This is a genomic window from Lysinibacillus sp. IITD104 (assembly GCF_036698265.2).
In the GTDB taxonomy this organism is placed as follows: Bacteria; Bacillota; Bacilli; order Bacillales_A; family Planococcaceae; genus Lysinibacillus; species Lysinibacillus boronitolerans.
In genome coordinates this window covers 510,878-536,457 of the sequence record NZ_JBAHYH020000001.1, presented here as the reverse complement: position 1 = coordinate 536,457, position 25,580 = coordinate 510,878, and the positions used below count along the sequence as shown (strand labels likewise).

At 36.3% G+C, this 25,580-nt stretch carries 24 protein-coding genes and 1 pseudogene; 8 read left to right on the top strand and 17 right to left on the bottom strand.

Annotation, left to right across the window (positions count from 1 at the left end; all coding sequences use genetic code 11):
- Window positions 1-272 precede the first annotated feature (272 nt).
- Window positions 273-1,460 (top strand): FtsW/RodA/SpoVE family cell cycle protein, encoded by a 1,188-nt coding sequence (locus tag V1L66_RS02740; RefSeq protein ID WP_036079404.1) that lies wholly within the window; start codon window positions 273-275, stop codon window positions 1,458-1,460.
- Between the two features lie 57 nt (window positions 1,461-1,517).
- Here the strand turns inward: V1L66_RS02740 and V1L66_RS02735 are convergent, their stop codons facing one another.
- Entirely contained in the window at window positions 1,518-1,655 is a 138-nt protein-coding gene (locus V1L66_RS02735; RefSeq protein ID WP_004232019.1) for an Lmo0850 family protein, read from the bottom strand.
- Window positions 1,656-2,025: 370 nt separating this feature from the next.
- On the opposite strand from V1L66_RS02735, the gene V1L66_RS02730 reads away from it, so the two are divergent.
- Window positions 2,026-3,186: an MFS transporter gene (locus V1L66_RS02730; protein ID WP_036079799.1), complete on the top strand. Its 1,161-nt coding sequence runs from the start codon at window positions 2,026-2,028 to the stop codon at window positions 3,184-3,186.
- Window positions 3,187-3,510: 324 nt separating this feature from the next.
- Window positions 3,511-4,968 (top strand): cardiolipin synthase, encoded by a 1,458-nt coding sequence (cls, locus tag V1L66_RS02725; protein ID WP_036079801.1) that lies wholly within the window; start codon window positions 3,511-3,513, stop codon window positions 4,966-4,968.
- 49 nt (window positions 4,969-5,017) lie between these two features.
- Here the strand turns inward: cls and V1L66_RS02720 are convergent, their stop codons facing one another.
- The 4 genes from V1L66_RS02720 to V1L66_RS02705 form a co-directional block, all read right to left on the bottom strand.
- Window positions 5,018-5,797 carry a D-alanyl-D-alanine carboxypeptidase family protein gene (locus V1L66_RS02720; protein WP_016992708.1) on the bottom strand — a complete coding sequence of 260 codons (780 nt, stop codon included), beginning with the start codon at window positions 5,795-5,797 and terminating at the stop codon, window positions 5,018-5,020.
- A 154-nt stretch (window positions 5,798-5,951) separates the two neighbouring features.
- On the bottom strand, window positions 5,952-6,200 hold the full coding sequence (locus V1L66_RS02715) for a hypothetical protein (protein WP_036079405.1): 249 nt from the start codon (window positions 6,198-6,200) through the stop codon (window positions 5,952-5,954).
- Between the two features lie 55 nt (window positions 6,201-6,255).
- A complete protein-coding gene (yidC, locus tag V1L66_RS02710) occupies window positions 6,256-7,017 on the bottom strand; it encodes a membrane protein insertase YidC (protein WP_016992710.1) in 762 nt (253 codons plus the stop codon).
- Window positions 7,018-7,193: 176 nt separating this feature from the next.
- Window positions 7,194-7,988 carry a helix-turn-helix transcriptional regulator gene (locus V1L66_RS02705; protein ID WP_004232009.1) on the bottom strand — a complete coding sequence of 265 codons (795 nt, stop codon included), beginning with the start codon at window positions 7,986-7,988 and terminating at the stop codon, window positions 7,194-7,196.
- 505 nt (window positions 7,989-8,493) lie between these two features.
- Here V1L66_RS02705 and V1L66_RS02700 point away from each other — a divergent pair.
- The 3 genes and pseudogenes from V1L66_RS02700 (at window position 8,494) to V1L66_RS02690 (ending at window position 12,315) form a co-directional block, all read left to right on the top strand.
- Window positions 8,494-9,144 carry a LytTR family DNA-binding domain-containing protein gene (locus V1L66_RS02700; RefSeq protein ID WP_004232004.1) on the top strand — a complete coding sequence of 217 codons (651 nt, stop codon included), beginning with the start codon at window positions 8,494-8,496 and terminating at the stop codon, window positions 9,142-9,144.
- Between the two features lie 351 nt (window positions 9,145-9,495).
- Window positions 9,496-11,016: a succinate CoA transferase gene (locus V1L66_RS02695; protein WP_016992711.1), complete on the top strand. Its 1,521-nt coding sequence runs from the start codon at window positions 9,496-9,498 to the stop codon at window positions 11,014-11,016.
- Window positions 11,017-11,173: 157 nt separating this feature from the next.
- Window positions 11,174-12,315: pseudogene (locus V1L66_RS02690) on the top strand (MFS transporter).
- Between the two features lie 17 nt (window positions 12,316-12,332).
- Here the strand turns inward: V1L66_RS02690 and V1L66_RS02685 are convergent.
- The 12 genes from V1L66_RS02685 to V1L66_RS02630 all read right to left on the bottom strand — a co-directional run bounded on the left by V1L66_RS02685 (window position 12,333) and on the right by V1L66_RS02630 (window position 24,308).
- Complete coding sequence (locus tag V1L66_RS02685; protein ID WP_004232000.1) at window positions 12,333-12,641, bottom strand: hypothetical protein; 309 nt, start codon at window positions 12,639-12,641, stop codon at window positions 12,333-12,335.
- A 488-nt stretch (window positions 12,642-13,129) separates the two neighbouring features.
- On the bottom strand, window positions 13,130-13,411 hold the full coding sequence (locus tag V1L66_RS02680; RefSeq protein WP_016992714.1) for a GNAT family N-acetyltransferase: 282 nt from the start codon (window positions 13,409-13,411) through the stop codon (window positions 13,130-13,132).
- A 227-nt stretch (window positions 13,412-13,638) separates the two neighbouring features.
- Window positions 13,639-14,553: a DUF1002 domain-containing protein gene (locus V1L66_RS02675; RefSeq protein ID WP_016992715.1), complete on the bottom strand. Its 915-nt coding sequence runs from the start codon at window positions 14,551-14,553 to the stop codon at window positions 13,639-13,641.
- 155 nt (window positions 14,554-14,708) lie between these two features.
- Window positions 14,709-15,566, bottom strand: coding sequence for a S1 RNA-binding domain-containing protein (locus V1L66_RS02670; RefSeq protein WP_016992716.1), 858 nt, complete (start codon window positions 15,564-15,566; stop codon window positions 14,709-14,711).
- A gap of 29 nt (window positions 15,567-15,595) precedes the next feature.
- Entirely contained in the window at window positions 15,596-16,015 is a 420-nt protein-coding gene (gene mntR / locus V1L66_RS02665; RefSeq protein ID WP_004231993.1) for a transcriptional regulator MntR, read from the bottom strand.
- Between the two features lie 122 nt (window positions 16,016-16,137).
- Window positions 16,138-16,434 carry a late competence development ComFB family protein gene (locus tag V1L66_RS02660; RefSeq protein ID WP_374116337.1) on the bottom strand — a complete coding sequence of 99 codons (297 nt, stop codon included), beginning with the start codon at window positions 16,432-16,434 and terminating at the stop codon, window positions 16,138-16,140.
- Between the two features lie 170 nt (window positions 16,435-16,604).
- The gene (locus tag V1L66_RS02655; RefSeq protein ID WP_333006485.1) at window positions 16,605-18,728 is read right to left on the bottom strand and encodes a heavy metal translocating P-type ATPase; all 2,124 of its coding nucleotides are present in this window, start codon (window positions 18,726-18,728) and stop codon (window positions 16,605-16,607) included.
- Window positions 18,709-19,080: a metalloregulator ArsR/SmtB family transcription factor gene (locus V1L66_RS02650; RefSeq protein ID WP_016992719.1), complete on the bottom strand. Its 372-nt coding sequence runs from the start codon at window positions 19,078-19,080 to the stop codon at window positions 18,709-18,711. Before V1L66_RS02650 ends, V1L66_RS02655 begins: the two co-directional genes overlap by 20 nt.
- Window positions 19,081-19,223: 143 nt before the next feature.
- On the bottom strand, window positions 19,224-21,593 hold the full coding sequence (locus V1L66_RS02645; protein ID WP_333006484.1) for a penicillin acylase family protein: 2,370 nt from the start codon (window positions 21,591-21,593) through the stop codon (window positions 19,224-19,226).
- Window positions 21,594-22,061: 468 nt separating this feature from the next.
- On the bottom strand, window positions 22,062-22,817 hold the full coding sequence (locus V1L66_RS02640) for an exodeoxyribonuclease III (RefSeq protein WP_016992720.1): 756 nt from the start codon (window positions 22,815-22,817) through the stop codon (window positions 22,062-22,064).
- Window positions 22,818-22,869: 52 nt separating this feature from the next.
- Window positions 22,870-23,784: a UDP-N-acetylmuramate dehydrogenase gene (murB, locus tag V1L66_RS02635; protein WP_333006483.1), complete on the bottom strand. Its 915-nt coding sequence runs from the start codon at window positions 23,782-23,784 to the stop codon at window positions 22,870-22,872.
- A gap of 218 nt (window positions 23,785-24,002) precedes the next feature.
- A complete protein-coding gene (locus tag V1L66_RS02630) occupies window positions 24,003-24,308 on the bottom strand; it encodes a helix-turn-helix domain-containing protein (RefSeq protein ID WP_004231981.1) in 306 nt (101 codons plus the stop codon).
- A gap of 337 nt (window positions 24,309-24,645) precedes the next feature.
- Between V1L66_RS02630 and V1L66_RS02625 the strand changes: the two genes are divergently transcribed.
- Window positions 24,646-25,173, top strand: a complete 528-nt coding sequence (locus V1L66_RS02625) for a YceI family protein (protein ID WP_016992722.1) — start codon at window positions 24,646-24,648, stop codon at window positions 25,171-25,173.
- A 36-nt stretch (window positions 25,174-25,209) separates the two neighbouring features.
- Window positions 25,210-25,575 carry a DUF2500 domain-containing protein gene (locus tag V1L66_RS02620; RefSeq protein WP_016992723.1) on the top strand — a complete coding sequence of 122 codons (366 nt, stop codon included), beginning with the start codon at window positions 25,210-25,212 and terminating at the stop codon, window positions 25,573-25,575.
- Window positions 25,576-25,580 lie beyond the last annotated feature (5 nt).

Sequence of the window (25,580 nt, the reverse complement as noted above, 5' to 3'; positions counted from 1 at the left end):
CGCAGGCATAAAAGTATTTTTTGCGTTATAATTAGGAATGTTAAACATGCATTTGCATATATAGTTTAGATTACTCAATAAGTTCAAGTATTTGCTTAAAATTCCATTGACAATATTCAAAGCAAATTGCAAGCTTATCAATAGATATGAGCTATTCTTACAGCACTGCTGGCTATTATTTTGCTTTCTTCTTTGACCAATTATAAACGAAATAGGGAGAATCGCATCACATTTACTCATATTGAGATACTATTTTAATTTAGGTGGCTTTTATGGAAAATAAACGAAATTTCGCAAATCGTTTTGACTGGACACTTGCTTTTATTCTCTTCACTTTTCTAGTCATTAGTTTGTTAGCTATTGCATCTGCCCAAACATCAGGTCAATATGGCATTAACTATGTACCAAAACAAATGCAATGGTATGTCATTGGTGCAGTAATTATTGGTATAGTCATGTTTTTTGAGCCAGATCAATATAAAAAAATGTCATGGTATATGTATGGAGCAGGGATTGCCTTACTGGTACTGCTTATTTTTATGCCTGAAGGAGAAGGTCAAATCGGTGCACCCGTTAATGGTGCTAAAAGCTGGTATCATACGCCGATAGGAAATATTCAGCCTTCTGAGTTTATGAAAACTTTTTACATTTTAGCACTAGCTCGATTAATTAGTAAGCACCATGAAATTTATTCATTACGATCAATTAAAACAGACTTTTTGCTATTAGGTAAAATCGCTATTACCTTAATCGTACCATTGGCTATTATTTTAAAGCAGCCTGACCTAGGCTCAGCGCTTGTATTCTTTGCCATTACTGCAGCTCTTATCATTGTAGCAGGTATTTCTTGGAAAATCATTTTACCAACATTTTTAGGTGGCATGGTAGCAGGTGGTACACTACTGTGGATGGCACTTTATATGCAGGACTTTCTAGAAAAAACATTTGGTTTTAAGGCATATCAGTTTGCTCGTATTTATTCTTGGCTAGATCCCTATTCCTATTCATCCAGTGATGGCTATCACTTGATTACCTCTTTAAATGCGATTGGATCAGGTGAAATTTTTGGTAAGGGATTTAGAAATCGAGAGGTATATGTAGCTGAAAACCATACCGATTTCATTTTTACAGTTATCGGTGAAGAATGGGGCTTTATTGGAGCTAGTATTGTTATTTGTATTTTCTTCTTATTAATTTATCATTTAACAAAGACAACCCTTTTATTGAAAGATCCCTTCTCGACATATGTATGTGCTGGGATTATTGCTATGATTACTTTCCACGTTTTCGAAAATATTGGTATGACTATTCAATTATTACCTATCACAGGTATTCCGCTTCCGTTCATAAGCTACGGAGGAAGTTCGCTTATGGGGAATGCTTTAGCGATTGGGCTAGTCTTTAGTATGCGATTCCATTATCGAACATATATGTTTACCACACATGATGAAGATGAATAAATATAGAAAAAGGGAAGTCTCGCGTATTGAGACCTCCCTTTTTCTATTGGAAACGAGTTAAGCTTGAACTTGCGGAGTTTGCGTTGGTGGTGTTAGCACTTTTAAAAGTTCTAGTCGAGACTTTGTTACAGTGGCTGTTACACCCAACTTAGATAAATTCGAAACAATCTTTTTCAAATCTACTTCTTTTGTCATACATTCCACCTCAATCTTTCCTCGATTTTATATAACGTTTTATTTACGAAAAAGTTTCATTTTTTTACGAGTATGATGTCTGACAAATTTATCATACCATTTAACTTAGCTATAAAATTTTTCAATTTTGTTACATTGTAAATTTTTCACACTCATCAAACTTTTCCATGAAACATATTTAAATTACCCAAAACCGCTAAATTATATTCAAAAATCAGAACATAGATTTAAAAAATATCAAAGAGCTTCATTTCTTCCTTTACTGAATAGTTCCACTTCATCCAAGCTTCCCCTCCCCTATTGTTGTAATCGCAAGAACAAGAGAGGTAGAATATACATATTGAAATATCGTATGAAAGCAGGGAACTGTATGAAAAAGGCTATTTTATTATTGATGTCTGTTCAATTCCTCGTTTACCTAGGGTTCGGCATTATTATTCCCGTCTTACCAGAGGTAATTGTGCAGCAAAATTGGCATGAACTGCACGTAGGTGGTTTATTGACTGTCTATTCACTTGCAAGTTTTTTCACAGCACCATTTTGGGGTATGCTATCAGATAAGGTAGGGCGAAAACAACTGATCCTTACAGGTCTAATTGGCTTTAGCCTTAGTTTTGTTATTTTTTCACTATTTATAGATAACCTAGTTATATTGTATGCTTCACGTATTATTGGTGGTTTATTTTCAGGTGCATTATATACAGCAGTAACAGGATTTATCGCCGATATGTCCAGTGAAGAGGATCGCAATAAATATATGGGATTTATGGGCATGTCCATTGGTCTTGGGTTTATTTTTGGTCCAGCAATCGGGGGAATGCTAGGTCATTATAGCTTACAGTTGCCGTTTACTGCATCAGCATTATTAATTGCACTATTATTTATTTATGCAAGTTTCGTCCTAAAAGAACCTAAAAAACGAAAAGATTCAAATAAACGTGCTATAGTGCCAAAAGGTGCTGCAACAATGCTACAATACCGTGTGCGCTATCTATTTATGTTTTCATTTTTAGTAACTTTTATGCTAGCGGGCGTTGAGGCAACATTCCAGCTATTTCAAATCGAAAAAATTCACATTACTCCATTACAAATTGGTTACTTGTTCATGTTTAGTGGCTTTGTCGATGCAGCTATTCAAGGCGGGGTCGTTCGACGTATAAAAAACGGCAGTGAAACGACATGGTTAATCGGTGCACAAATTGTAACAGCTATCGGCATGCTTTTATTCACATTGACAGCTAATCTTTTTATCGCTGGGCTTGCCCTTTGTGTCTTTACAGCAGGTAATGCACTTGCAAGAACTTGTGTTGTATCACTCTCCTCTAAAGAATCTGGAGGACAATACGGAACTGCTGCTGGGCTTTCCTATTCAATGGATAACTTAGGACGTATTCTTGGTCCATTATTTTTCACATGGTTATTTACCGTACAAGCAAGTCTTGGTTATTATATTTCGGCAGCAATAGCCATACTTTCTATAAGCCTGATTTATATATATAAGGCATCCAGTAAATCATTGCGTCATCCATAACAGATAGTAAAGTGCCCATTATGGATGCCAAAAGTCAGGTTAAGTCAGAAATCAAAGAAACGCCCCCGTTATTAGAAAGTAAAATTCCTAGTGAACGCGATCTCCTCTTATCAGATGTCTTTACTAGCTCAATTTTTTGAGGAATTTTTCCTTAACCTAAAAAACTTTCTATTAGAGAATTACTAAATAAACCATGCGGATTATCTCTGATATGTCTAAGGGATAATCCTTTTCCATGCTATCTAGCCATTTCATATCTTCTTTCCGCATTTGAAGTAGGCTATACTAAGTATGTTATTAACAAAAGTAAAGGCAGGTGTAGGAATGAGCATTTTTACAGATATAGAATATTTAGTTCCTTTAACTTTGTTTTTTAATATTTTATTAGCCATGACCATCATTTTCTTAGAACGTAAAGATGCCACCTCTACATGGGCATGGATTCTCGTATTATTTTTCCTGCCATTAGCTGGATTTATATTGTACTTATTATTAGGAAGACAATTACGAAGAAAGCATCTATTCCGTTGGGAAGGACGCAAGGATATTGGGATTGATAATTTGATTAGCTATCAGATGGAAGCGATTCGTGATGAAACGTTTGAGTTTCGTATTGCTAATGCAGAAAATTATCAAGAGATGATTTATATGCACCTCAGAACAAACAATGCGGTATTAACACAGGACAACCATCTGGATATTTTTGACGATGGCGCCGATAAGTTTGAACAGCTTCTTAAAGACATTGAAGCAGCTAAAGATCACATCCATATCCAGTATTATATTTTTAGACTTGATGACTTAGGTACTCGTATCGTCAATGCACTGATAAAAAAAGCAAAGCAAGGCGTTAAGGTACGTCTTCTCTATGATGAAATGGGATCACGTAATGTTAAAAGACGCCATTTTAAAGAATTGCTGCATGCTGGTGGTGAAGTAGAAGTTTTCTTCCCATCCATTTTGCCACTTCTTAATCCTCGTTTAAATTTTAGAAATCACCGAAAGATCGTTGTCATTGATGGTCGAATTGGCTATATTGGCGGTTTTAACGTCGGTGATGAATATTTAGGCTTACAAAAAAAGTTCGGTTATTGGCGAGATACACACTTACGTATTGAAGGTAGTGCCGTACATCCCTTACAAACACGATTTTTACTCGACTGGAACCAAGCTAGTGCTCAACAAAAAATGGGGTACTCTGATCGCTATTTCCCTGCTATCCCCAAAAAGGGTGATGTGGGTTTACAGATTGTTTCAAGTGGACCAGACTCAGACTGGGAGCAAATAAAGATTGGTTACTTAAAGCTTATTAATATGGCTCAAAAATATATTTACATTCAAACACCCTATTTCATCCCAGATGTTAGTTTCTTAGACGCCATTAAAATTGCAACCTTGTCAGGCATTGATGTACGTATAATGATTCCTAATAAGCCTGATCACATGTTTGTTTATTGGGCTACTTATTCTTATGTGGGTCAATTATTACGTGCCGGAGCCAAAGTCTACATTTATGAAAAGGGCTTTATCCATGCTAAGGCTATTATTATTGATGATGAGGCATCCTCTGTCGGAACAGCAAATATTGATGTACGAAGTTTTAGTCTGAATTTTGAAGTCAATGCCTTCATATATGATGCCAATATATCGCACCAATTAGCCGAGCTGTTTGAGAAGGATATTTTTGATTGTACGGAATTAACATGGGAAATGTATAAAAATCGTTCAACACTAATTAAATTTAAAGAATCTATTTCCCGTTTATTAACACCCATTTTATAAACTAAAAAGGAAGAGAGCCTGTTCAACAGAACCGCTTCTCTTCCTTTTATTATTTCACGCCTAAATATTCTTCCAACGTAATATTTTTCTTTGTTATCTCTTTTGCAACCTCTTTGCCCACATAACGATAATGCCAAGACTCATACATATAACCTGTTATCTCTTCTTTGTTTTGAGGGAAACGCAAAATAAAGCCATACTCTTGTGCGTGTGCAAATAGCCATTGCCCTGCTGGAGTTTCCCCAAACTCTTCTGTCAGCCACACATCTTCTTTTCCTCGCTCACCTATATCAAACGCTAAGCCTGTTTGATGTTCTGAGTAGCCTGGACGAGCACTATATCGATCTGCTGCCGCCTGTCCATCACGTTTAACATAATTATCATAAAGTGTTGTTTGATATTCAAAAGAACGGTAGCCACTAAAAGCAACTAAATCAAATCCTTGCTGCTTAGCAGCGGCTAACATTTGATTTAACGCTTCTCGTGCTTCTGGATTTTCTTCAGGTGCAAAGGTAGACGGAAGCGGATAAATTTTATTGGCTAGGAGAATACCATTGATATAAGTTGGTTCGGTAGGTAATGTTTGATTTGGAAGATAGCCATTTTCGTCTGGTTGTTGCTCAGGCTTTGCGGGTGTTTCAGTATTGTCTGGCTTCTCTGTTGCAGTAGAATCTTGTTCAGTTGTTTTGTTTGTTTCTGTTGTTTTTGGCTGCTCATCAGTTGCACTATTTACTTGATTATTTTTATAGTTATAGACTACAAAAATTGCTACGATTAACGCGATAGATATGAAAGCACCAACGATAAGCGGAAGACGATTGTTTTTCACTCTTTATACCCCTCTTAAAATATCAGGTATCTATAAGGATGATGTTTTTATAGCTTTTCACCTTGAAAATACCTATTTTATTGTATTACTAGTTATATTCTTATTTTAGCACTGTTCACATTTTCGGGTGTAAATTTCCTACATAAATATTCAATTAATCTGTTAGGACAATGACAAATACTACTATAGATGCAATTGCGAAAAAAATTGCCATATACTGCATCCACTTCGCTTCTTTTACATAACCTTGCTCTTTAAAGCTTTTCGCTCTAAACCCATTTGATAAGGCGAACATAATCGTCATTGCAAGTACGGCAAAATTAAATTTCCCTATAATAATAAATACAAGTGCTGCAATACTAAAAATTGCAACGAGAATAGATGATAGCCATTTTTTGTTCATCCTGCTGTCCTCCTAAAAAAATCGAGGCAACAGAGGCGCCTCGACATCAATCAATTTATTTTTTTGCTTTCTCGGGATGTTCCGAATAATATTTACGTCCAATATATGTTTGAATAATCAACAATGCACCACTGACAGACCAATACAAAGGTAGTGCTGCCATAGAAGACATGGAGATAAAGACAATCATAATTGGTGAAATATAAATAAACATTTTCATCTGAGCTTTTTGTTGCTCAGGTACAGTCCATAAAGATACACGAGCCTGGATTAGGTAAACAACCCCTGCAACAATGGTCATCACGATATCTGGTGAACCCAAGCTAAACCATAAAAACTCATGGGATTTCACATCGGCAGAATACAAGATTGAGAAATACAGACCCATAATAATTGGCATTTGAATTAACATCGGTAAACAACCCATATTAAGTGGATTAATGCCATGCTTTTGATATAGAGCCATCATTTCTTGTTGATATTGCGTTTGCTCTTCTTTTGTCTTAGCTTCCTTCATTTTTTTCTGAACGGCTTCCATTTCAGGTTTAAAAGCATCCATCTTCGTTTTCATTAATTGTTGCTGACGATAGTTTTTTAACATAATCGGCATTAAGATTAAACGAATTAGAACCGTAATCGCGATGATTGCTAAACCATAGCTCCCTGAAAAGATATCATTCCCGAAAAACTCCAATAAAAATTCCATAGGTTTTACAAAGATACTATAGAAAAAACCTTCTTTGTTTTGCACAGCTTGACAGCCACTAAGAACAAAAACGGCAAGACCAAGCATTGAAAATAGCTTCAAATTTTTCATTTTTCCACCTACTATTATTTATCAACTACAGTGAAGTATACCTTATAGGGTCTCTCTTTATCAAATAGCAAGTGCTACTCATTCCTTAAGCTGGTTCTCCAGATGATTCATTAAAAAAGATGCGAGCTTTAGCAACGCTAATATGTTCGCACCTTCTCATTCTCTATGCTCAAAATCTAGACATTTTGTAATTCAGTCTCTGCCATTTCAAAACGATAAAATTCATGATGAAGCTCGTCTCTAAAATGTTTTGGCGTAACTCCCGTATATTTTTTGAAAATACGAGTAAAATAACTTTGATTACAGAAATGGAATTGATCTGAGATAGAAGTAATACTTTTGTTTGTATGTCGTAAGTAGTATTGTGATTCTTCTACACGTCTAACATTTAAATACTCAACCAATGTAATGCCCACATGTTCTCTAAAAATACGTGATAAGTGACTAGTACTTATATGAAAGTTATTAGCAATACTTTCGACAGTTAAATCATTTTCAAGCTCGTCATTTATATACATTATCACTTTGTTAACTGTTTGATGTCGGAAAGTCGGTTGTTTGCGATCTGCAATAAAGTAAACAAAGAAATCAATTAAATCATCAGCAAATTGTAAAAACTCTGCGTCTTTCATCTGATTTTCTATCATATCGTTACACGCAATATTGAAAGCAAATGCTTTTTTCGAAGGTACTTGATTGTCCAGCAATTTACGAGCAACAATTGATGACAAAACAGAAAAATAGCTTCGAACGATTTTAATGACCTGTTTGCCAAAACGAATTGAGAGAATATCAATTAACTCATGCAAAGATTTTTTCGCTTTTGCAGATTCTAAATGGTAAATTTCAAAAATTAGTTTCGACTCAATATTAAAAAATTCTTCGACACCGATATATTGATTAATATTATCGATTTCTTGGAAGTATCTTTTGGATATCGTTTCTGACATAGAATGTTGATGTAGTTGCATAATCTTCCCCATCTTTCCTCAGAGTGCACGAATTGCATGACAATATTTGACACCAATCCCGACGAATTAAAAATAAGAAAATAGTATTTACTTATTCAATATAAGAACTGAGTCCTATTTCACAAATTTTATTAACAAATAAATCAAAAATAACCCTACTAATACACCAGATATAAAAAAAATAGACTATACAGTGAATTTTACCATATTCTGCGATTTCCTTTCAACCACATTTTAATTGCTACTCTAGTTCTAATTTATCACATACGCATAGTAGAAACCTCGTAAACTTAATCTTAACAATTAAATTTTACCATATACATATCAAAATAAATTAGTCATTTTATAAATTTATTTACAAATTATACAAAACTACTTACATTATTCTAATGGAACATTCGACATTTTTCTATTTTATTCCTAAATCTTCTCTATATAATTTATATGAATATGTAGTAAAATAGATGATAATACTATTTTTAAAAGTTTAGACGAGGTGTTTAAAGTGGATCCAAAACAAATAGAAGAGATCATGGAGATAATTAAGGAGTTCTTTCCTGAAAATACGTCCATCGCTATCTCAGATACAAATGAATATTTGTATTACCAACCAAGCAAGAAAGTTGATTTAAAAATTAAACCAGGTGACCCTATCAAAGAAGGTTCAGCCGCACACAAAGCATTAAGCTATGGTCAAAAAATCAGCTCCTATATTGAACCTGATGTCTTCGGTGTCGCATATTATGGCATGAGTATTCCTTTAATGGAGGAAGGCGAAACAAAAGGAGCTATTACTGCTATCTTCCCGCAAAAACCATCAGCATTCTTAACAAACTACATTACAATCAAAATTGATGATTGCTGGTACCCAATCAAACATGATCAAGTGATTTATTTAGAAACACAACTCCGTAAAACATTTGTTAAAACAATGACTCGTGAAGGTTATCACCGTTTAAACTTAAGTGATCTAGAGCTATTTTTAGCACCTGACTCATTTATTCGTTGTCACCGCTCTTATATCGTTAACATTGACTACATCGATGAAATTCAACCAGATTCACACTCAACGTTTTTATTAATTATGAAAGATGGTACGCGCATTCCTGTTAGCCAACGTTATGCAAGCTATTTCCGTCGTTCTTTAGGTTTCTAATTATGTAAGAACAGCAAGCAATTAATAATTGCTCGCTGTTCTTTTTTGTGCTCAAATCAGCCTCATTTTCTTCCCTATTTAACTATTTTTGCACTATTTTTAATATAGAAAACAACTAAATTTATACAGCTCTACAATAAAACGTTTTCTCTGTCGAAAAATCATCTTAATGCTCGATTTTCCTTTTTTTACTCAATTTAATGCTAATTCTAAAGTTTTTGTGACAATTTGGTGATAGTATTATTCAAATGGTTGGAGTCATACTACAACTGAATAAACAGAAAATTCTTAAATGTTTTTTCTAGTTTTGTAATCGGTTTCCATCAAAATTATTTAGGGGAGGATTTTTTTATGGATGCAAATGTTCAAAAACGCCTAGGTTTAAAAGAACTTGAGAGTAAAATTGTAACTGCTGAAGAAGCAGCAGCACTTATTTCTAATGGTGATGTAGTTGGGATGAGTGGTTTTACTCGTGCTGGGGATGCAAAAGTTGTTCCAATGGCATTAGTTGAGCGCGCAAAAAATGAAGAATTCAAAATTGATGTATATACAGGTGCATCATTAGGACCAGAAGTAGATAAGTACTTAGCAGAAGCTGGTGCCATTCGTAAACGTGGACCATTCCAGGGTGATGCGGGTATCCGTAATTTAATTAATTCTGGGGATATCTTATATGTAGATGCTCATCTTTCTCATAATGCTGAGCTAGTGCGCCAAGGAATTATCGGACCAATCAAGTATTTAATTCTTGAAGCGGTTGCTATTACTGAAGATGGCTTAATCATTCCAACAAACTCTGTAGGTAACTCACCTATCTTTGCAGAATATGCAGAAAATATTATTATCGAGTTAAATATTTCTCATCCAGAAGCTTTAATTGGTATTCATGATATTTATGTACCTGGAGAGCAAGGTAAACGTGAAGCTATTCCAATGACAGATGCTATGCAACGCCTTGGTGATATTGGTATCAAAGTGGATCCAGCTAAAATTAAAGCAATTGTTATTTCTGAAGAGCCAGATGCTCCTTCATTAATCGTACCTCCAGATGAAGAAACACAAACAATGGCAAACATTTTATTAGACTTCTTCCGTGATGAAATTAAAGCGGGTCGTTTAACAAAACAATTAATGCCATTGCAATCTGGTGTAGGTTCTGTAGCAAACGCTGTACTTGATGGCTTTGCAGATTCAGAATTTGAAGATTTAATTGTTGCATCTGAAGTACTTCAAGATGCTGTATTTAACTTAATCGATGCTGGTAAAGTTAAATTCGCAGCTGCAACTTCAATCACACTTACTGAAGAATTACAGCAAAAAGTTTATGGTAATTTAGAAAAGTATGCTGATAAAATTTGCTTACGTCCACAAGAAATTTCTAACCACCCTGAGCTTATCCGTCGTTTGGGTCTAATCTCAATCAACACAGCTCTTGAGTTAGATATCTATGGTAACGTAAACTCAACGCATGTTTCTGGTACTCGTATGATGAACGGTATCGGTGGTTCAGGTGATTTCGCACGTAACGCACGCCTTGGTATTTTCGTTACAAAATCATACGCAAAGGGTGGAGCAATTTCTTCTATCGTGCCAATGGTATCTCACGTTGACCATACTGAGCATGACGTTGATGTTATCGTAACGGAACAAGGTATTGCTGACTTACGTGGTCTTGCACCAAAAGAACGTGTACCTTTAATTATTGAAAACTGTGCACACCCAGATTACAAAGAGCAATTATGGGATTACTACAACCGTGCAGTGGAAGCAACTGGCAACCACCAAACGCCTCATCTTTTAGAGGAAGCACTTTCTTGGCATGTAAATCTTGCTAAAAACAAAACAATGAAAAAAGAAGTTGCTAAAGCTTAATTACTAAATGCTCGAACGTCTAATAAGTTGATACTTATTAGACGTTTTTTCTGCGTGAAAGCAAAAAATAAGTGAGAAGTATTATCGATTGGAAAATGCTATAATAGGACTATATCAACCTTATTGACTATAATTGTTCTATTTCATCGGAGGAACTATGAAGAAATTTATCTATGCTATTATTTTCTTTTCGTTTTTCGACCTTTTTACCCAGCTCCCTGTTATGAGTACATATGCTGAGTCTTTAGGTGCATCGGCATTCCTCACTGGTCTTGCAGTAGGAATGTATTCGCTTTCCAATACATTCGGTAATATCATTTCTGGCTTTTTAACGGATCGCAAGGGACCTTTTATCATACTCATAATAGGTCTTCTAACAACGGGTCTAGCATTAACGTTGTATAATTTAGTAGAAGAACCCATTGCTCTATTAATTGTACGTTTTATCCATGGCCTTGTTGCAGGCTTCATTGTTCCTGCTGCCTTTACATTTCTAGCAAACGCTACTGAGCAGGAAAAAAGAGGAAAGGGCAGTGCTATTTCTGGTGCCTTTGTTGGTATAGCAGCCATTATAGGCCCTGCATTTAGTGGCATTTTAGCTAGCCGAACAAGTGTCCCCTTCGTTTTTAATATCACAGCAAGCTTTATGCTTCTTTTAGGTATTCTTGCGTTCTTTATATTGAAAGCAAATCAAGTAAAAAAAGAGAAGGCTCAACCTAGTAATTATATTCCGATCAGTGTTTTTTTAATAACACAGGAACATTAAAAGCCTTTTTAGGAGCCTTTTTCTTAATGTTTTCTCAAGGTGTTATTGCCTATCTACTTCCGCTTAAAGTGCATGCCTTAGGCTTCGACTCTCGTTTAAGCGGCACTTTAATGAGTACATTTGGTATTATTGCAGTCCTAGTTTTCCTATTACCTACTAATCGTATTTTTGATAAGGTCAATCCACTCAAAACATTGTCTTTTGGAATAGGTTTAATGGGAATAAGTCAGCTATTAATTAGCCAAGCAAATTCTAGCTTTTTACTCTATATAGCAATGGCTTGCTATGGAATTGGATTCGGTTTCCTATTCCCTTCAGTAAATTCGCTGCTAATTGACTCCACAACTGCTGAAGTACGAGGAAAAGCATATGGCTATTTCTATGCGTTTTTCTCTCTAGGTGTAGTAATAGGCTCATCTTTACTAGGTTGGCTATCACTTGGTACTGTCAGTGGCTTTGTATTTACTGGCTTCGTTTTATTACTCTTTGCAGGCGCTATCCTTATCCCACACAAAAGACCTTCTCATGCTTAAATGAGAAGGTTTTTTGTTTACTTTTCCTTTTCTTGAATTTCTTCATTATAGAAATGGACACCAGTATGTCCTCCACCTTCAGCTACCATTTCATTCGAGGCAATTTTAGTTGGTGAAGTACCTGCCTCTGTTGCTACCTCTGTAGCTACACGTTCTGCAATATTGTCGTGCATATCAGGACCTGTTGTAAGATACGACTCTAATTTTGCTTTCATACTATTAAACATTGTTAGTGCTTTATCACGATTCTCTTTTTTACTGAAATAAGATGCTGCTAGTCCTGCTAATCCTGCAACAACAACACCTGTACCTTTACGTTTTGCCATAGTTTATTACCTCCTAAAAATATAGAAACTAGCTCTGTAGTATAGTTTTTCCCTATTCTTAAAAGAATAAACATTATTTTTTTATACCTTCTAGCATATATATTAATGTAAGGCTAAAACTTGCTCTTTTATCTAGTAATAATTCTGCCAATTCAATGCAGTTCGTCTCGTTTTAATGCAGACAAAATCTCCTATTAACATCCAGCTATCACACCTTTATTTTTAGCATTCGTCAAAATTTTGTAACTATTTATGATTATAAAGGGCAAGTAAAGGGAATTAATGAAATAACACTAAAATAGGAGAGTGGTTAGGATGAAAGATTTTGATTTAGCATATGATTGGATAGATATGGCTTCATTAATTGGTGGGGCTGGCTTCTTAACAGTACTAATTTATAGTGTCATTCTATTATAAGGAGCTACTTACATGATTTGCTCTAGCAATTAAAAGGCAATCCGCTTAATTAAAAGCAGATTGCCTTATTTTTATTGTTTTACATCATTGTATGCATCTGACTTTTCAAATGCTGCCACAACATAGGAACAAACGGCCTCCATTTTATAGCCATTTTCGCGTGCATATGCTGCTGCTTGATCGAGTAATTGTTTGGCCACACCTTGACCACGGAGCTTATCTGATACATATGTGTGATCCATTACCATTACTGAGCCATTTTGCTGCCAAGTGATTTCCGCCAGTTTTTCTCCTGCTTGCTCATTTAAAAATGCAAACTTATTTTCTGCTAATTGTTGTAATTGGAATTCCATTTCTCACCACTCCTTTTATTCATAGTACCATAGCTTTTTGTATTTTCACAAAATTTGTGTACCCTCCTTTTATCTAATTAGCGTAGCTATGTCCAGATAATCGGTTAGCCTTCTGTGTTGGAAGCAGCTCACTTCAATTATTTACTTGCTGAATCAAAAAAAGAATCTGTACACCTTCTCTAGCAAAGCGAGAGGGTATAACAGATTCCTTTCTATCAACTTTAAATTTAGTTAAACCATGAAGAAATAGTATCTTTTAAATTAGCAAAAAAGCTTTTCACACTTTCCCAGAAACCTTTATCTTCCATAAGTGAGCCGAATTTTTCTTGGATCGTGTTACTAATATCATTTAATTGATCTGACCATTTACTAAAATCAATGTCCAGCTTGCTTATTTTATCCATTAAATCTACTAGCAATTGACGGTCCTTTTCACTTAAATTAATTTCAAGCTTAGTTAATTGCTCTTGTACAATTTTTTCTACATCTTCACGTGTTGCTGGCTTTAATTCTGCAATTTGCTTTTTAATTTCAGTCAGTAATTCTGCTACTTTTGCATCGTCTACTCCTGCAGATTCTGCAATGGATGTTGCTACTGATAATTCTTCATTTGCTACATCAGTACGATCAATATCCAGTGTTTCACCTGTAGTGACCTCATATGCCTTGTAAATACCTACTAACGCTGAATGCCCTGTAACGGCTTTCGGAGCAGCTACCTGTACGGATGCATCCTGAATTCCTGCTGTTAACATCGCATTTGCGTACATCTCTGAAGTTACCTGCGTTATATTCGATGGTGTGACAATTTGTATTACCAGACCCTCTCCTGCATCTCTGCGTGTAATCTTTGCAGAAGAATACATACGTGAGCTTGAATTACTATCTTTAATGTATTTTACTAGATCCTCACCAGACACAGTAATTTCTTCGATTTCAGGTTCTTCACTTACTTTTAATGATTTTTTTACAGACTCTTTTTCAGCCTCAGATAAATTTGCTCCATACACGACGATCGGTACGCCAAGTTTTTCATCTATTGCTTTTGGAGGCGTATTGTCAGATGCAAATCCTGTAGCTGGTGCCATCACTCCAAATACCAACATTGTAGCAGTTAGTATTTTTATCCATGTTTTTTTCAAATCGTGTGACCCCTTTCGCTAAAACTTCATAATTAGCAAGTATAATGTATGCCATTATACAATAATTAGTACGAAAAAAAGACGAGAAGGTTTCAAGGATGTCTCTCGTCATTTTTCCTGTTGTAAATGTCTTGCTGGCAATTCAAACTATATCCTTAAACTTCTTCAGTCCAACCATCCTGTTGTTTTACTTTACCAGCTTTCATTAATGTTCCTAAGGCACGTTTAAATGCCCCTTTACTCATATTAAACATTTCTTGAATCTCCTCAGGAGACGATTTATCACCAAATGGCATTTTACCGCCCACATCCTGTATATAATTCAATATTTGTTGTGCATCATTTGAAAGACGCTCATGTTTTCTCGGTAAAAGAGAGCCATTCATGGAACCATCGTCTTTCACATCGATAATACGTACAACTACATCTTGTCCTAATCGAGGCTCTGTACTTCGCTCAGATTCATGCACGAAAATACGGTAAGGAACTTCTACACCTAGTAAGAATGTCCCGATCGGTAACAAACGATATGGGCGTGCTTGAATATTTTTATTGTGCATATCTTCAAATGCACCTTCATATAGTTCTGAGATTTTTTCCTCTGTGGCTAAACGACCAAATAAATCACCATTACGATCTGTGCGTAGTGTCATAAATAAATGATCGCCTGGTTCTGGCCATACCTCTTTTAATGCAGGTAAATCCTCTGCTTTTACTAATACTTCGCGAGATGTACCAATATCCACAAAAGCACCTTCATGTTCCACTACTTTCAAGACGCGTGCCCAGCCGTACTCACCTTGTGTAAAAGCTGGAATTGCAGTTGTAGCAGCCAAATCTCCACGACGGTCTGCAAATAAAAATACTTCAAGGCGATCACCTACTGTTAGTGGCTCTGTTACCTCTGAAGCATTTAAAGGTAGTTCTTCAACTCCATTTGTTAAAATCCATTTCGATGCTTGTTGCTCTAATACCGTTAATGTAACGACTTCACCTGATTTTAATGCGTTCATATTGTCTTCCTTTCCTTCACACCATCATTTTAAAGATTGTGCTGTGTCTTAGATGCCTCTAATTTTTTCACGATGTCTGGATTTTCTTCCATTACTTGCACAAGATCTGCAATACGATCGATTGAATTCCAACTTAAATGATGTTCAATTCCCTCCACATCATCATAAATACGTTCTTCATCCACACCAATCATTCGTAAAAACTGCTCGAGCAATTCATGACGCTGCACAAGACGCTTTCCGAGCTTATCCCCTTTAGGCGTCAATGTCAGTCCACGGTACTTTTCATAAACTAAATAACCATCTTTATCTAATTTTTGAACCATTTTTGTAACAGAAGAAGGAAGAACAGATAATGCTTCAGCAATGTCAGACACTCGCGCATATCCCTTGTTGGCAATTAATAAATATATTTGTTCGATATGGTCCTCCATACTAGGTGTTGGCATATCCTTTTCCCTCTCTTTCCTTTTCTTACTCTCTAGTTTACTACAAGCTTGGCTTAAAAGTTAACTGAAAATACATAGCCTAGAGAAACACTTCCTTTACAACTTAAATAGAGCCTCTTCTATTAAGAAGTAGGCTCTACTTTGTGTCGAGGATACTTATTTACCACATGTAACGCATGAATAATCTCTTTATTAATGCGCTCAATGTTTCCAGGAGTATTCATTTCTTTAAATGCCTCATCTCTAGCTTCCATAGATGTAACATACTTACTTGGCAATGCATTTAGTGTAAGTGCCACCGTGTCGAATTCACAGATTTCGCATTTACAAAATGTTTGATATTCTGGTCCTCGTAGTAAAAAGCTTACTAAACCACGCACAATTTCTTCTGTAACATTTACTAAAATAGGATCTGACATATTCAAACTTTCGCCTCATTTATATTTAATTGTTACATTACTCCTGAAACTATAATAGCCTTAAAAAAAGTCTATTTCAAGAATCGCAAGTAGCATCTATCCGCATAAAATCCCTCATGTCAAAGCAAGATTAATTTCCTACCTTTTCAGATCGTTCTACACCTTACTTACTACTTTTTTGCTCTAATTAGTCTTAATGAATTAAACACAACTAATAGTGTTGCACCCATATCCGCAAAAATTGCTATCCATAATGTTAACCACCCTGGTATGACAAGCAGCAATGCAATTAATTTTAAAACTAGGGCAAATATAATATTCTCTTTAATGATACGTAATGTTTTTCTGCTCAAGCCAATAGTGTAAGGAAGCTTTGTTAGATCATCACCCATTAATGCAATATCTGCTGTCTCAAGAGCTGCATCCGTTCCTGCTCCACCCATGGCGATTCCTACGTTTGCAGTGGCCAATGCTGGTGCATCGTTTACACCATCTCCAACCATTGCTACAGCACCAAATTGTGTACGTAAATCCTTAATCGCCATTAATTTTTCTTCTGGTAATAACCCAGCACGCACATCTGTCATCTTTAATGAAGTAGCGATGGCTTGCGCAGTAGGCTCTGCATCGCCTGTTAACATCACCATATGCTTTACTTTTAAGGCATTTAATTTGTTCAATACGTCCTTGCTTTCACGACGTAATTGGTCAGCAATTGCAATCAGTCCAATAAGTTGATTATTCGAAACAGCTGCTACTACTGTTTTACCCTGTTCTTGCAGATTCTTAACCTGACTTTCTATATTTTGATCTACAGAAGTTAATGAAGTAGCCCATTTCATGCTACCTACATAAATAATCTGATTATCAACGGTAGCATAGGCACCTTTTCCTGTTACTGATTGGAAATCTGTTGGGATGAGCTCAGATAATTTTTGATCGTGTAGTCTATTTAAAATTGCTTTAGCTAAAGGGTGCTGTGACTGTTTTTCTACCGCTGCTACTAGTTGTAGCACATAGTCTTCTGACCAATTTTCAGTCGTTACAATATCTGTTACTGCAGGCTGCCCTTTCGTTAATGTACCTGTTTTATCAAAGGCAACAGCTTCAATATGTCCTAGTTGCTCTAAATGAACACCACCTTTAATCAGTACACCTTGCCTTGCTGCATTACCAATGGCTGTAACAATGGCAACGGGAGTAGAAACGACCAGCGCACAAGGACATCCTACCACTAAAACAGCTAGACCTTGGTAAATCCAATGCTGCCAATCACCTACTAATAAAGGTGGAATCACAGCTACTAAAAAAGCAATAATCATAATCGCTGGTGTATAATACTTTGCAAAGCGATCTACAAATTGCTGAGAAGGTGCCTTTTCTGCTTGTGCTTCTTCCACAAGATGAATTATTTTAGCGATAGTAGTATCTTCTACTCGCTTAGTCACACGTACTTCAAGGGCACCCTCTTCATTTAACGTCCCAGCAAATACTTCATCATTTATTGTTTTATTTACGGGAATCGATTCACCTGTAATAGCCGCCTGATTGACTGCAGACAATCCACTAACGACAATGCCATCCATCGCAATCTTTTGGCCAGGCTTTACAATCAATATATCTCCTATTTCTATGTCTTCAGTAGGTAACTCAAGCTCATGGAAGTGTTCACCGTGGGCTCTTTTAATAATCGCTGTGGGCGGAGCAATATCCATTAATTGACGAATAGATTGACGTGCTTTATCCATTGAATACGCTTCAAGTGCCTCACTTACAGCAAATAAGAATACGACAACTGCTGCTTCTTCCCACTCACCGATAATAGCAGCTCCGATGATGGCGATTGTCATAAGCGTCTTCATATCAAATTCAAAGCGAACTAAATTGCGGAAGCCTATTTTAAAAATACCCACTCCACCCACAAGGATAGCTATAATGAACATGGCAATCGGGAGTGGGTTTGATTCCCCATTCCTACCCACAAACACATAACCTAGAATGACAAAAAGCAATGATATTCCTGCTAAAACGTTTTCCTTTTTACGATAAAAGGGTGTAGTATTTTCAAGTGCTTTTGCTGCCGATTGTGTAACCTTAATGCCATCAAAAGCACCAGCTTCTTCAATTTGGTCTACACTAATAGCGCCGATTACTGTAATTTTAGAAGCACCAAAATTTACTTGTGCATCCTGTACTTCTGGAATAGCCTTTACGTTTTTTTCAAACTTTGCGGCACAACTAGCGCAGGATAAATTTTGTAGCCTGTATTCTTGTTTAATTGGCGTTGCTGCCATTCGCAATCCCCTCTTTCGCATGTTCGTAGGCAATTGTTACAATTTGGTATACATGCTCATCCGCTAAAGAGTAATACATTTGCTTACCTTTACGGTGTGATCTCGCTAAATTATTATCTTTCAAATATCGTAAATGATGTGATGCTGTGGCAACTGAAGAACCAATAATAGTTGCTACATCACAAACACATAGTTCATCTTCCACCGTTAAAGCATAGGCAATTTTAAGTCTAGTTTCATCAGATAACGCTTTTAAAAATTTGGCTACACCTGATAAATCGGGCATTTGTTGTTGCACCTTTGTGACCGCTTCTTCATGTACATGCGTCACCTCACATATTTCCTTTGGCATTTTCTCACCTCATTCAAATATTCATTTGATTGTATTCAATGTAGCATATTATTCCATCTTATTCAAATGAATATTTGAATGTTAGGATGTATATCCTTAAATAAAAAAGTTAGCGTACTTTATTATGTACGCTAACTTTTTTATTACTTCGCTTTTAATTGTAATGTTTTCCCTCTTATCTCTTCCTGTTTGATAAATGTTTGATGGTATTTACCATTAGCCCAATCAAGTACCTGATCTTGATACCAATCAGATTTTACATGCCCACTTTGACCAGGACCAACAATATGATAGGCTGAGCTTAAATCACCTACATCCACCACAAAACGCCAAGATGCGCCGTGATCTACATTACCAGCTAAATCATTATCTGCTGCTTGTACGGTAACTTTCGAGCCACCAATAGGAACCCTTTTAGCATTAAAATAGGCTGCAAGAATAGGTGATGCACTTCCTAATGTATGATCAAAAGTAAGTTGATGGTAATCACCCCATTGCCATTTAGAAGCATTCTTGCCGAATTGATCTTCTAATTGTGCAATTGTTCGCTCAAATGCCTTGTATACTGTTTCATCAATACCACCCTGCTCCTCAATCCAAATACTTTTCTCTCCTGCATAGGCTGTACGTAAAAGCTGGTCTGTAATATTAAACTTCCCATACATAATGCCGTACATATCTTCAGGCATTTGATCTTTAAACAAAACTTCCTGTAACTTAATCATTAAAGTATGAAATACAAGTGGTGCACCTGATTCCTTTGCGTCCACCATATCCCAATTCTCTAGCATGGCAATAATCTCGTCGTACTTCCCATCCTGATCTTTCTCTTTTAGCGATGTTAATAAATCAGGCAAAAATTCTCTGGCATAGAGATTATGCTGATCCATTTGCAAAGCCATCATATCTTCTACTGTAATAGCATCATTTGCCTCTAACACTTCTTTAATTCTCTCGAAACGATAAGGTTGCGCCCAGAAATCAGTTATATGATAAGGGTAGTCCTCCCCTATTACTTGGTTATTTGCTGTTGCAATAAAACCTTCTTTCGGATTTACTAAAGTCGGTAATTCATCCCAGGGGATAAAGCCTTCCCAGCCATAATCACTCGAATCGCCTGGAACTGGTAATTGACCATCACCTTGCTTACGAATAGGTATTTGACCATTAGCTTTATAGGCAATCGTACCGTCCTGTGATGCAAAAACAAAATTTTGAGCTGGCGCTTTAAAATCTTCTAATGCTTTTTCGAAATCATCCCAAGTTTTCGCCTTATTAAAACCAAGCACTGCCCTCAGTTCAGCTGTCGGTTGTAGTGCCGTCCACTGCATCGAAAATTGTGCAGTTGGCTCTGTATCTTTGAAAGCTAAATCTGTCATTATAGGGCCATGACGTGTAACAATGACCTCAAAATCTACAGTTTCTCCGTCTTTTACCTTAATCGACTCATCGCGTACCTCTGCTTGCTCCCACTTTCCATCGTATCGGAATTGTGTTGGATTATCTGGATTTGGTATTTCAATATATAAATCCTGTACATCTGGACCCACATTAGTCACACCCCAAGCAATTTCGTTATTATGACCTAAAATAATACCTGGAATCCCTGCAAAGATAACGCCACTAACGTTTTGTTGTGGGGATTGTAGATGCATTTGATACCATATGGAAGGGGTGCTTAACCCTAAGTGTGGGTCATCTGCTAAAATAGGCATTCCTGATTTCGTTTTATCCCCAGAAACTACCCAGTTATTACTTCCATTAAATTCGTTTGGTAGCATTTCCGCACTGAATTGCCCAGCCACTGCTACAGGATTTTGGATATTGGCCTCGATAATAGGCGAAGCGTTTTCTGGATATTTAATAAATAATTCTTTAGCCTTTTCTTCATCAAAATTCTGTAATGCCCAATGACGAAAAGCTAATGTATTCCAATTCCCTCCCAAATCATAGGCCATGTATTTACCAATTGTTAAGGAATCAACAACTGTCCACTCCTCTGGCTCATAGCCTAACAAAGCGAATTCATAGCTTAGTGTATTGCTTTCCTTTGCCTGTGCAATAAAAGCATTTACTCCTTCAGCATACCATTCAAGTACTTGTTTGCTTTCGTCATCATAGGCAGCTAATGATTTCTCTGCAGCATCTCGCAAGCTAAATGTGCGGAAATGTTTGTCGGTATTAATCGTCGCTTCTCCAATAATTTCAGATAATCGACCACTTGCCTGCCTTCGTGCTAAGTCCATTTGAAATAGTCTATCCTGTGCTTGAACATAACCTTGCGCACGATACAAATCAGCATCTGTTTTGGCAAAAATATGCGGAACCCCTTTTTCATCTCTCGTTACGGTCACATCCTGATCCAGAATAGTAACAGCTAACTCACCATCAATCACCGGCTTAGATTTATTCATAAACCATGTAAATCCAATAAAGGCCACTAGAGCCAAAGCAGCTATTGTCCCAGCTATGACAATGAGCCACTTTTTCCAATTAAACTTTCTCTTCCCCACTGAATAACCCCCTTTTTGCACTATATTCCCGTACTCCCTTCCCAAACCCGCTTTGAAACGCAAATTTTTTAGCGAAATTTACTATTTTATGTATATAAAATTGTCTCTAAATACAAAATTTTATATTTATTCGCTATTAGAATAGTATAAACAATAGGAATTATGAAGGCTACTGAGTAATGTTAAAAATTTGTATGTTCATAGAGTGATTGGAGCGACTCTTCCTCATTTGGGAGCGGTTTCTCTCCTTTGTTGAGCGCCTTTCTCTTTCTTTGGAGCAGCTGCCCACTCTCGCTTTACTTTCTAGCAATTTTTCACGTAGAATGAGCTCTTAGACATCTATTCAATAGGGATTCCTCTCACATGGAGCTACCTATCCTGGCGTTGCAAAAACTCTTATTTTCAATAGTGCCGCTCTTATTAAAATACAAAAAATCGTATTTCCATATAGAAAATACGATTTCAGTACTAGCATTGTAATTGCAATTCAATTGGACAATGATCACTGCCCATAATGTGTGGGTGAATTGTAGCGCATTCAATTTGATCCTTCAATTGATTTGATACGACAAAATAATCAATACGCCAACCAATATTACGTTCACGCACTTTATTCATATAGGACCACCATGTGTAGTGGTCGGTTTCCTCGGGATGCTTGTATCTAAAAGAATCTACAAAACCGCTTTCCAATAACGCTGTGAATTTTGCCCTCTCTTCATATGTAAAACCCGAATTTCCAATATTAGATTTTGCATTTTTCAAGTCAATTTCCGTGTGTGCAACATTTAGATCACCACAATAAACCACAGGCTTCTGGCTATTTAGTTCTTGTAAATAGCTAGCTAAGCGATCCTCCCATTGTAAACGTAGTGGTAATCTCGCTAAATCGCGCTGTGCATTTGGTGTATAAACATTTACTAAATAGAAATTCTCATATTCTAAGGTTATGATTCTGCCTTCATCCTGAGAATCATCCTCGCCCACTCCATACTTAACAGATAATGGTGTGTGCTTCGTGAAGATTGCTGTTCCAGAATACCCTTTTTTCTGGGCGTAATTCCAATACTGCTCATAACCTTCGATAGAGAGCTCTACTTGTCCAGCTTGACATTTTGTTTCTTGGATACAAAAGAAATCAGCATCTATTTGATGAAAGAACTCTAAAAAACCTTTACCTAGACATGCTCGTATTCCATTGACATTCCATGATATAAATTTCATTTTATCCACACTCCTAAAAAAATGCCCTTCGGCTTATACGAAGGGCATCCTATTATAGATCGTCACCAACAATTTTGACTTCCGTCTCTAGTTCAACGCCAAATTTTTCTTTCACTACACGTTGAACCATTTGGATTGTTTCAATATAGTCTGAAGCAGTAGCATTTCCTTTGTTGACAATAAACCCTGCATGCTTGGTAGAGACTTCCGCATCACCAACACCTTTACCTTGTAGGCCACTATCTTGAATAAGTTTTCCAGCAAAATGACCAGGTGGGCGTTTAAATACACTTCCAGCAGATGGATATTCTAATGGCTGTTTTGATTCACGTTGGAAGGTTAAATCAGCAATCTTCGCATTAATTTCCTCCTGTATGCCTACTCTTAATAGAAATTCAGAGGACAATACATAATAACCTTTTTTGGCAATAATGCTTTGACGGTATCCTAGCTCAAGCTCTTTTTTACCTAATATTAAAATGTCGCCTTCTTTTGTTAACACCTTTGAAGAAACAATAATATCTTTAATCTCACCGCCATAAGCACCTGCGTTCATAGCCATTGCTCCGCCAATTGATCCAGGAATACCACATGCAAATTCAAAACCTGTTAAGGAGGCTTGTGCTGATAACTTTGATACCTCTTTAATCAGTGCACCGCTTTGTGCATAAACATGCTCACCATTAATACGAATCTCATCTAAGCGTGAAAATGTTACAACGATTCCTCTATGACCGCCATCTCGAACAACCATATTAGAGCCGTTACCTAACATCAATAAAGGAATATTATTTATATATGCATAGCGAATAACGGATGCTGCCTCTTCTTCTGTTTCAGGAAGAACAAAAACATCTGCTTTGCCACCTAATTTTGTCATTGTGTATTGCTGTAATGATTCATCTAACTTAATATTGGCAGGATTAATACTTTTTGCTAAATCCGTCGCCCATTGTTCTTTTGTCATGAGAGCTAATTCCTTTCTAACGTCCTTCTTACTCTACACCAGTATGGATTTAGAACCCCAATTTGACAAGTAAAATGAAGGGTATTTTTATCTCATATTTTAAGACAGGTCAGACCTGTGCAGAGATGATGAATATTATAAAGAAAATTGACAGTCATTCCAAGTGTTGTTTTTAGCACATTATTTCATTTATTATCTACTGAAATAATCTATTCAGCTCAGAGCCAACTACTTGCCCATGTTTCAATATTGCGGATAGCACCTTCAAGCGCCTGACCCTTATCTGTTAATGAATACTCAACACGTACTGGTACTTCTGAATATACTTTACGTTCAACAAGCCCCTCTTTTTCAAGCTCCTTTAAACGTTCTGATAATAAACGTCCACTAACAGGTAGTGCAGATTCGATTTCATTAAAGCGCTGTGGTCCATCTAGTAATTGATATAATATTAACCCCGTCCATCGTTTTCCGATTAAATCCATTGCTTTAGCTAAACGAGGACACAAAGTTGTCTCATTCATAATTTTTCACCTCTATGTAACTATTGTAACGATTATTGCAGTAAATGTAAATTTGAAGTAACTTATTTACGTAAAATAATCTATTAACTTTTATATATTTAATTACAAATAGTAACTTTATATTTCAATGATCATAATGTCTGAGACTAAACGCTATCCTAATAAAATGCACGTATTTCCAATAATATGCCTATTCGATTTTAAATATGTTTTGTTTCCTGTTCACAGATTACACTTTTATAGAGGGAAATACTTCCACATTTATTAAAAACTCATTGAATATGCGATTTATTTACTTTATCATTCGTTGTAGAATGCTGTTTTAGGAGGTTTTCAAATGAAAAAATATGCTATTGATTTCAGTCATTCAACGATCGGCTTTTCTGTAAAACATATGATGATTTCTCGTATTCATGGTACGTTTGAATCGTACAGCGGTGAAATAGTTTCATCCAATATTGAGCAAATGCAGGATGCAAACATTTCTATTACCATTACAGTGGCTAGTGTATCAACTAAGAATCATGATCGTGATGTCCACCTTGTGTCTCCTGACTTTTTTGATGCAGACGTCTATCCAAAAATCGTATTTACCTCTACATATATTGATAACCTTGATGATAAAACTTTTGCTATTCACGGTGATTTAACCATCAAAAACATAACAAGACCTATCGTATTTACAACAGTATATACAGGAAAAGGTGTAAATCCATGGGCACAAGAAGTTTTTGGCTTCCAAGCTAAAGCCCAAATTGATCGCCGTGATTTTAATTTAGTCTATAATACGTTTTTGGAAACAGGTGGTGTATTGATTAGCGATGAAATTGACGTGATAGTAGATCTTGAATTAAATCCTCTTTAAGTATTATTTCTACTTCAAAGAAAGGGAGGAATCTATTTGTTTTGGTTTGATGATCAATTTTTATTTGGCTCTGCTTTTATTACCATCATCTTCTTTATTGTTTTTGGGAGCATAGCCTTTATGATTGTAAACGGTATTATCACTTGGTCTAAAAACAACCGTTCACCAATATTAACGGTACCCGCTAAGGTTGTGACAAAGCGTACGAATATACGTGGGGGATCTAACAATACTGGGGCATCTACGTCCTACTACGTTACGTTTGAAGAGCAAAACGGAGAACGGCATGAACTAAAGATGAATGGCTACGATTATGGTCAGCTTGTAGAAGGTGATCTTGGCATTTTAACCTATCAAGGTACACGGTATCATTCATTCAACAGACATAAAAAAGGAGAGTAGCGATT

Excerpts from the sequence above, each read along its gene's own strand:
- V1L66_RS02740 (WP_036079404.1), top strand. The coding sequence starts at position 273 with ATGGAAAATAAACGAAATTTCGCAAATCGTTTTGACTGGACACTTGCT.
- V1L66_RS02735 (WP_004232019.1), bottom strand. The coding sequence starts at position 1,655 with ATGACAAAAGAAGTAGATTTGAAAAAGATTGTTTCGAATTTATCTAAG.
- V1L66_RS02730 (WP_036079799.1), top strand. The coding sequence starts at position 2,026 with ATGAAAAAGGCTATTTTATTATTGATGTCTGTTCAATTCCTCGTTTAC.
- cls (WP_036079801.1), top strand. The coding sequence starts at position 3,511 with ATGAGCATTTTTACAGATATAGAATATTTAGTTCCTTTAACTTTGTTT.
- V1L66_RS02715 (WP_036079405.1), bottom strand. The coding sequence starts at position 6,200 with ATGAACAAAAAATGGCTATCATCTATTCTCGTTGCAATTTTTAGTATT.
- yidC (WP_016992710.1), bottom strand. The coding sequence starts at position 7,017 with ATGAAAAATTTGAAGCTATTTTCAATGCTTGGTCTTGCCGTTTTTGTT.
- V1L66_RS02705 (WP_004232009.1), bottom strand. The coding sequence starts at position 7,988 with ATGCAACTACATCAACATTCTATGTCAGAAACGATATCCAAAAGATAC.
- V1L66_RS02695 (WP_016992711.1), top strand. The coding sequence starts at position 9,496 with ATGGATGCAAATGTTCAAAAACGCCTAGGTTTAAAAGAACTTGAGAGT.
- V1L66_RS02685 (WP_004232000.1), bottom strand. The coding sequence starts at position 12,641 with ATGGCAAAACGTAAAGGTACAGGTGTTGTTGTTGCAGGATTAGCAGGA.
- V1L66_RS02680 (WP_016992714.1), bottom strand. The coding sequence starts at position 13,411 with ATGGAATTCCAATTACAACAATTAGCAGAAAATAAGTTTGCATTTTTA.
- V1L66_RS02670 (WP_016992716.1), bottom strand. The coding sequence starts at position 15,566 with ATGAACGCATTAAAATCAGGTGAAGTCGTTACATTAACGGTATTAGAG.
- mntR (WP_004231993.1), bottom strand. The coding sequence starts at position 16,015 with ATGCCAACACCTAGTATGGAGGACCATATCGAACAAATATATTTATTA.
- V1L66_RS02660 (WP_374116337.1), bottom strand. The coding sequence starts at position 16,434 with ATGTCAGATCCTATTTTAGTAAATGTTACAGAAGAAATTGTGCGTGGT.
- V1L66_RS02655 (WP_333006485.1), bottom strand. The coding sequence starts at position 18,728 with ATGGCAGCAACGCCAATTAAACAAGAATACAGGCTACAAAATTTATCC.
- V1L66_RS02650 (WP_016992719.1), bottom strand. The coding sequence starts at position 19,080 with ATGCCAAAGGAAATATGTGAGGTGACGCATGTACATGAAGAAGCGGTC.
- V1L66_RS02640 (WP_016992720.1), bottom strand. The coding sequence starts at position 22,817 with ATGAAATTTATATCATGGAATGTCAATGGAATACGAGCATGTCTAGGT.
- murB (WP_333006483.1), bottom strand. The coding sequence starts at position 23,784 with ATGACAAAAGAACAATGGGCGACGGATTTAGCAAAAAGTATTAATCCT.
- V1L66_RS02630 (WP_004231981.1), bottom strand. The coding sequence starts at position 24,308 with ATGAATGAGACAACTTTGTGTCCTCGTTTAGCTAAAGCAATGGATTTA.
- V1L66_RS02625 (WP_016992722.1), top strand. The coding sequence starts at position 24,646 with ATGAAAAAATATGCTATTGATTTCAGTCATTCAACGATCGGCTTTTCT.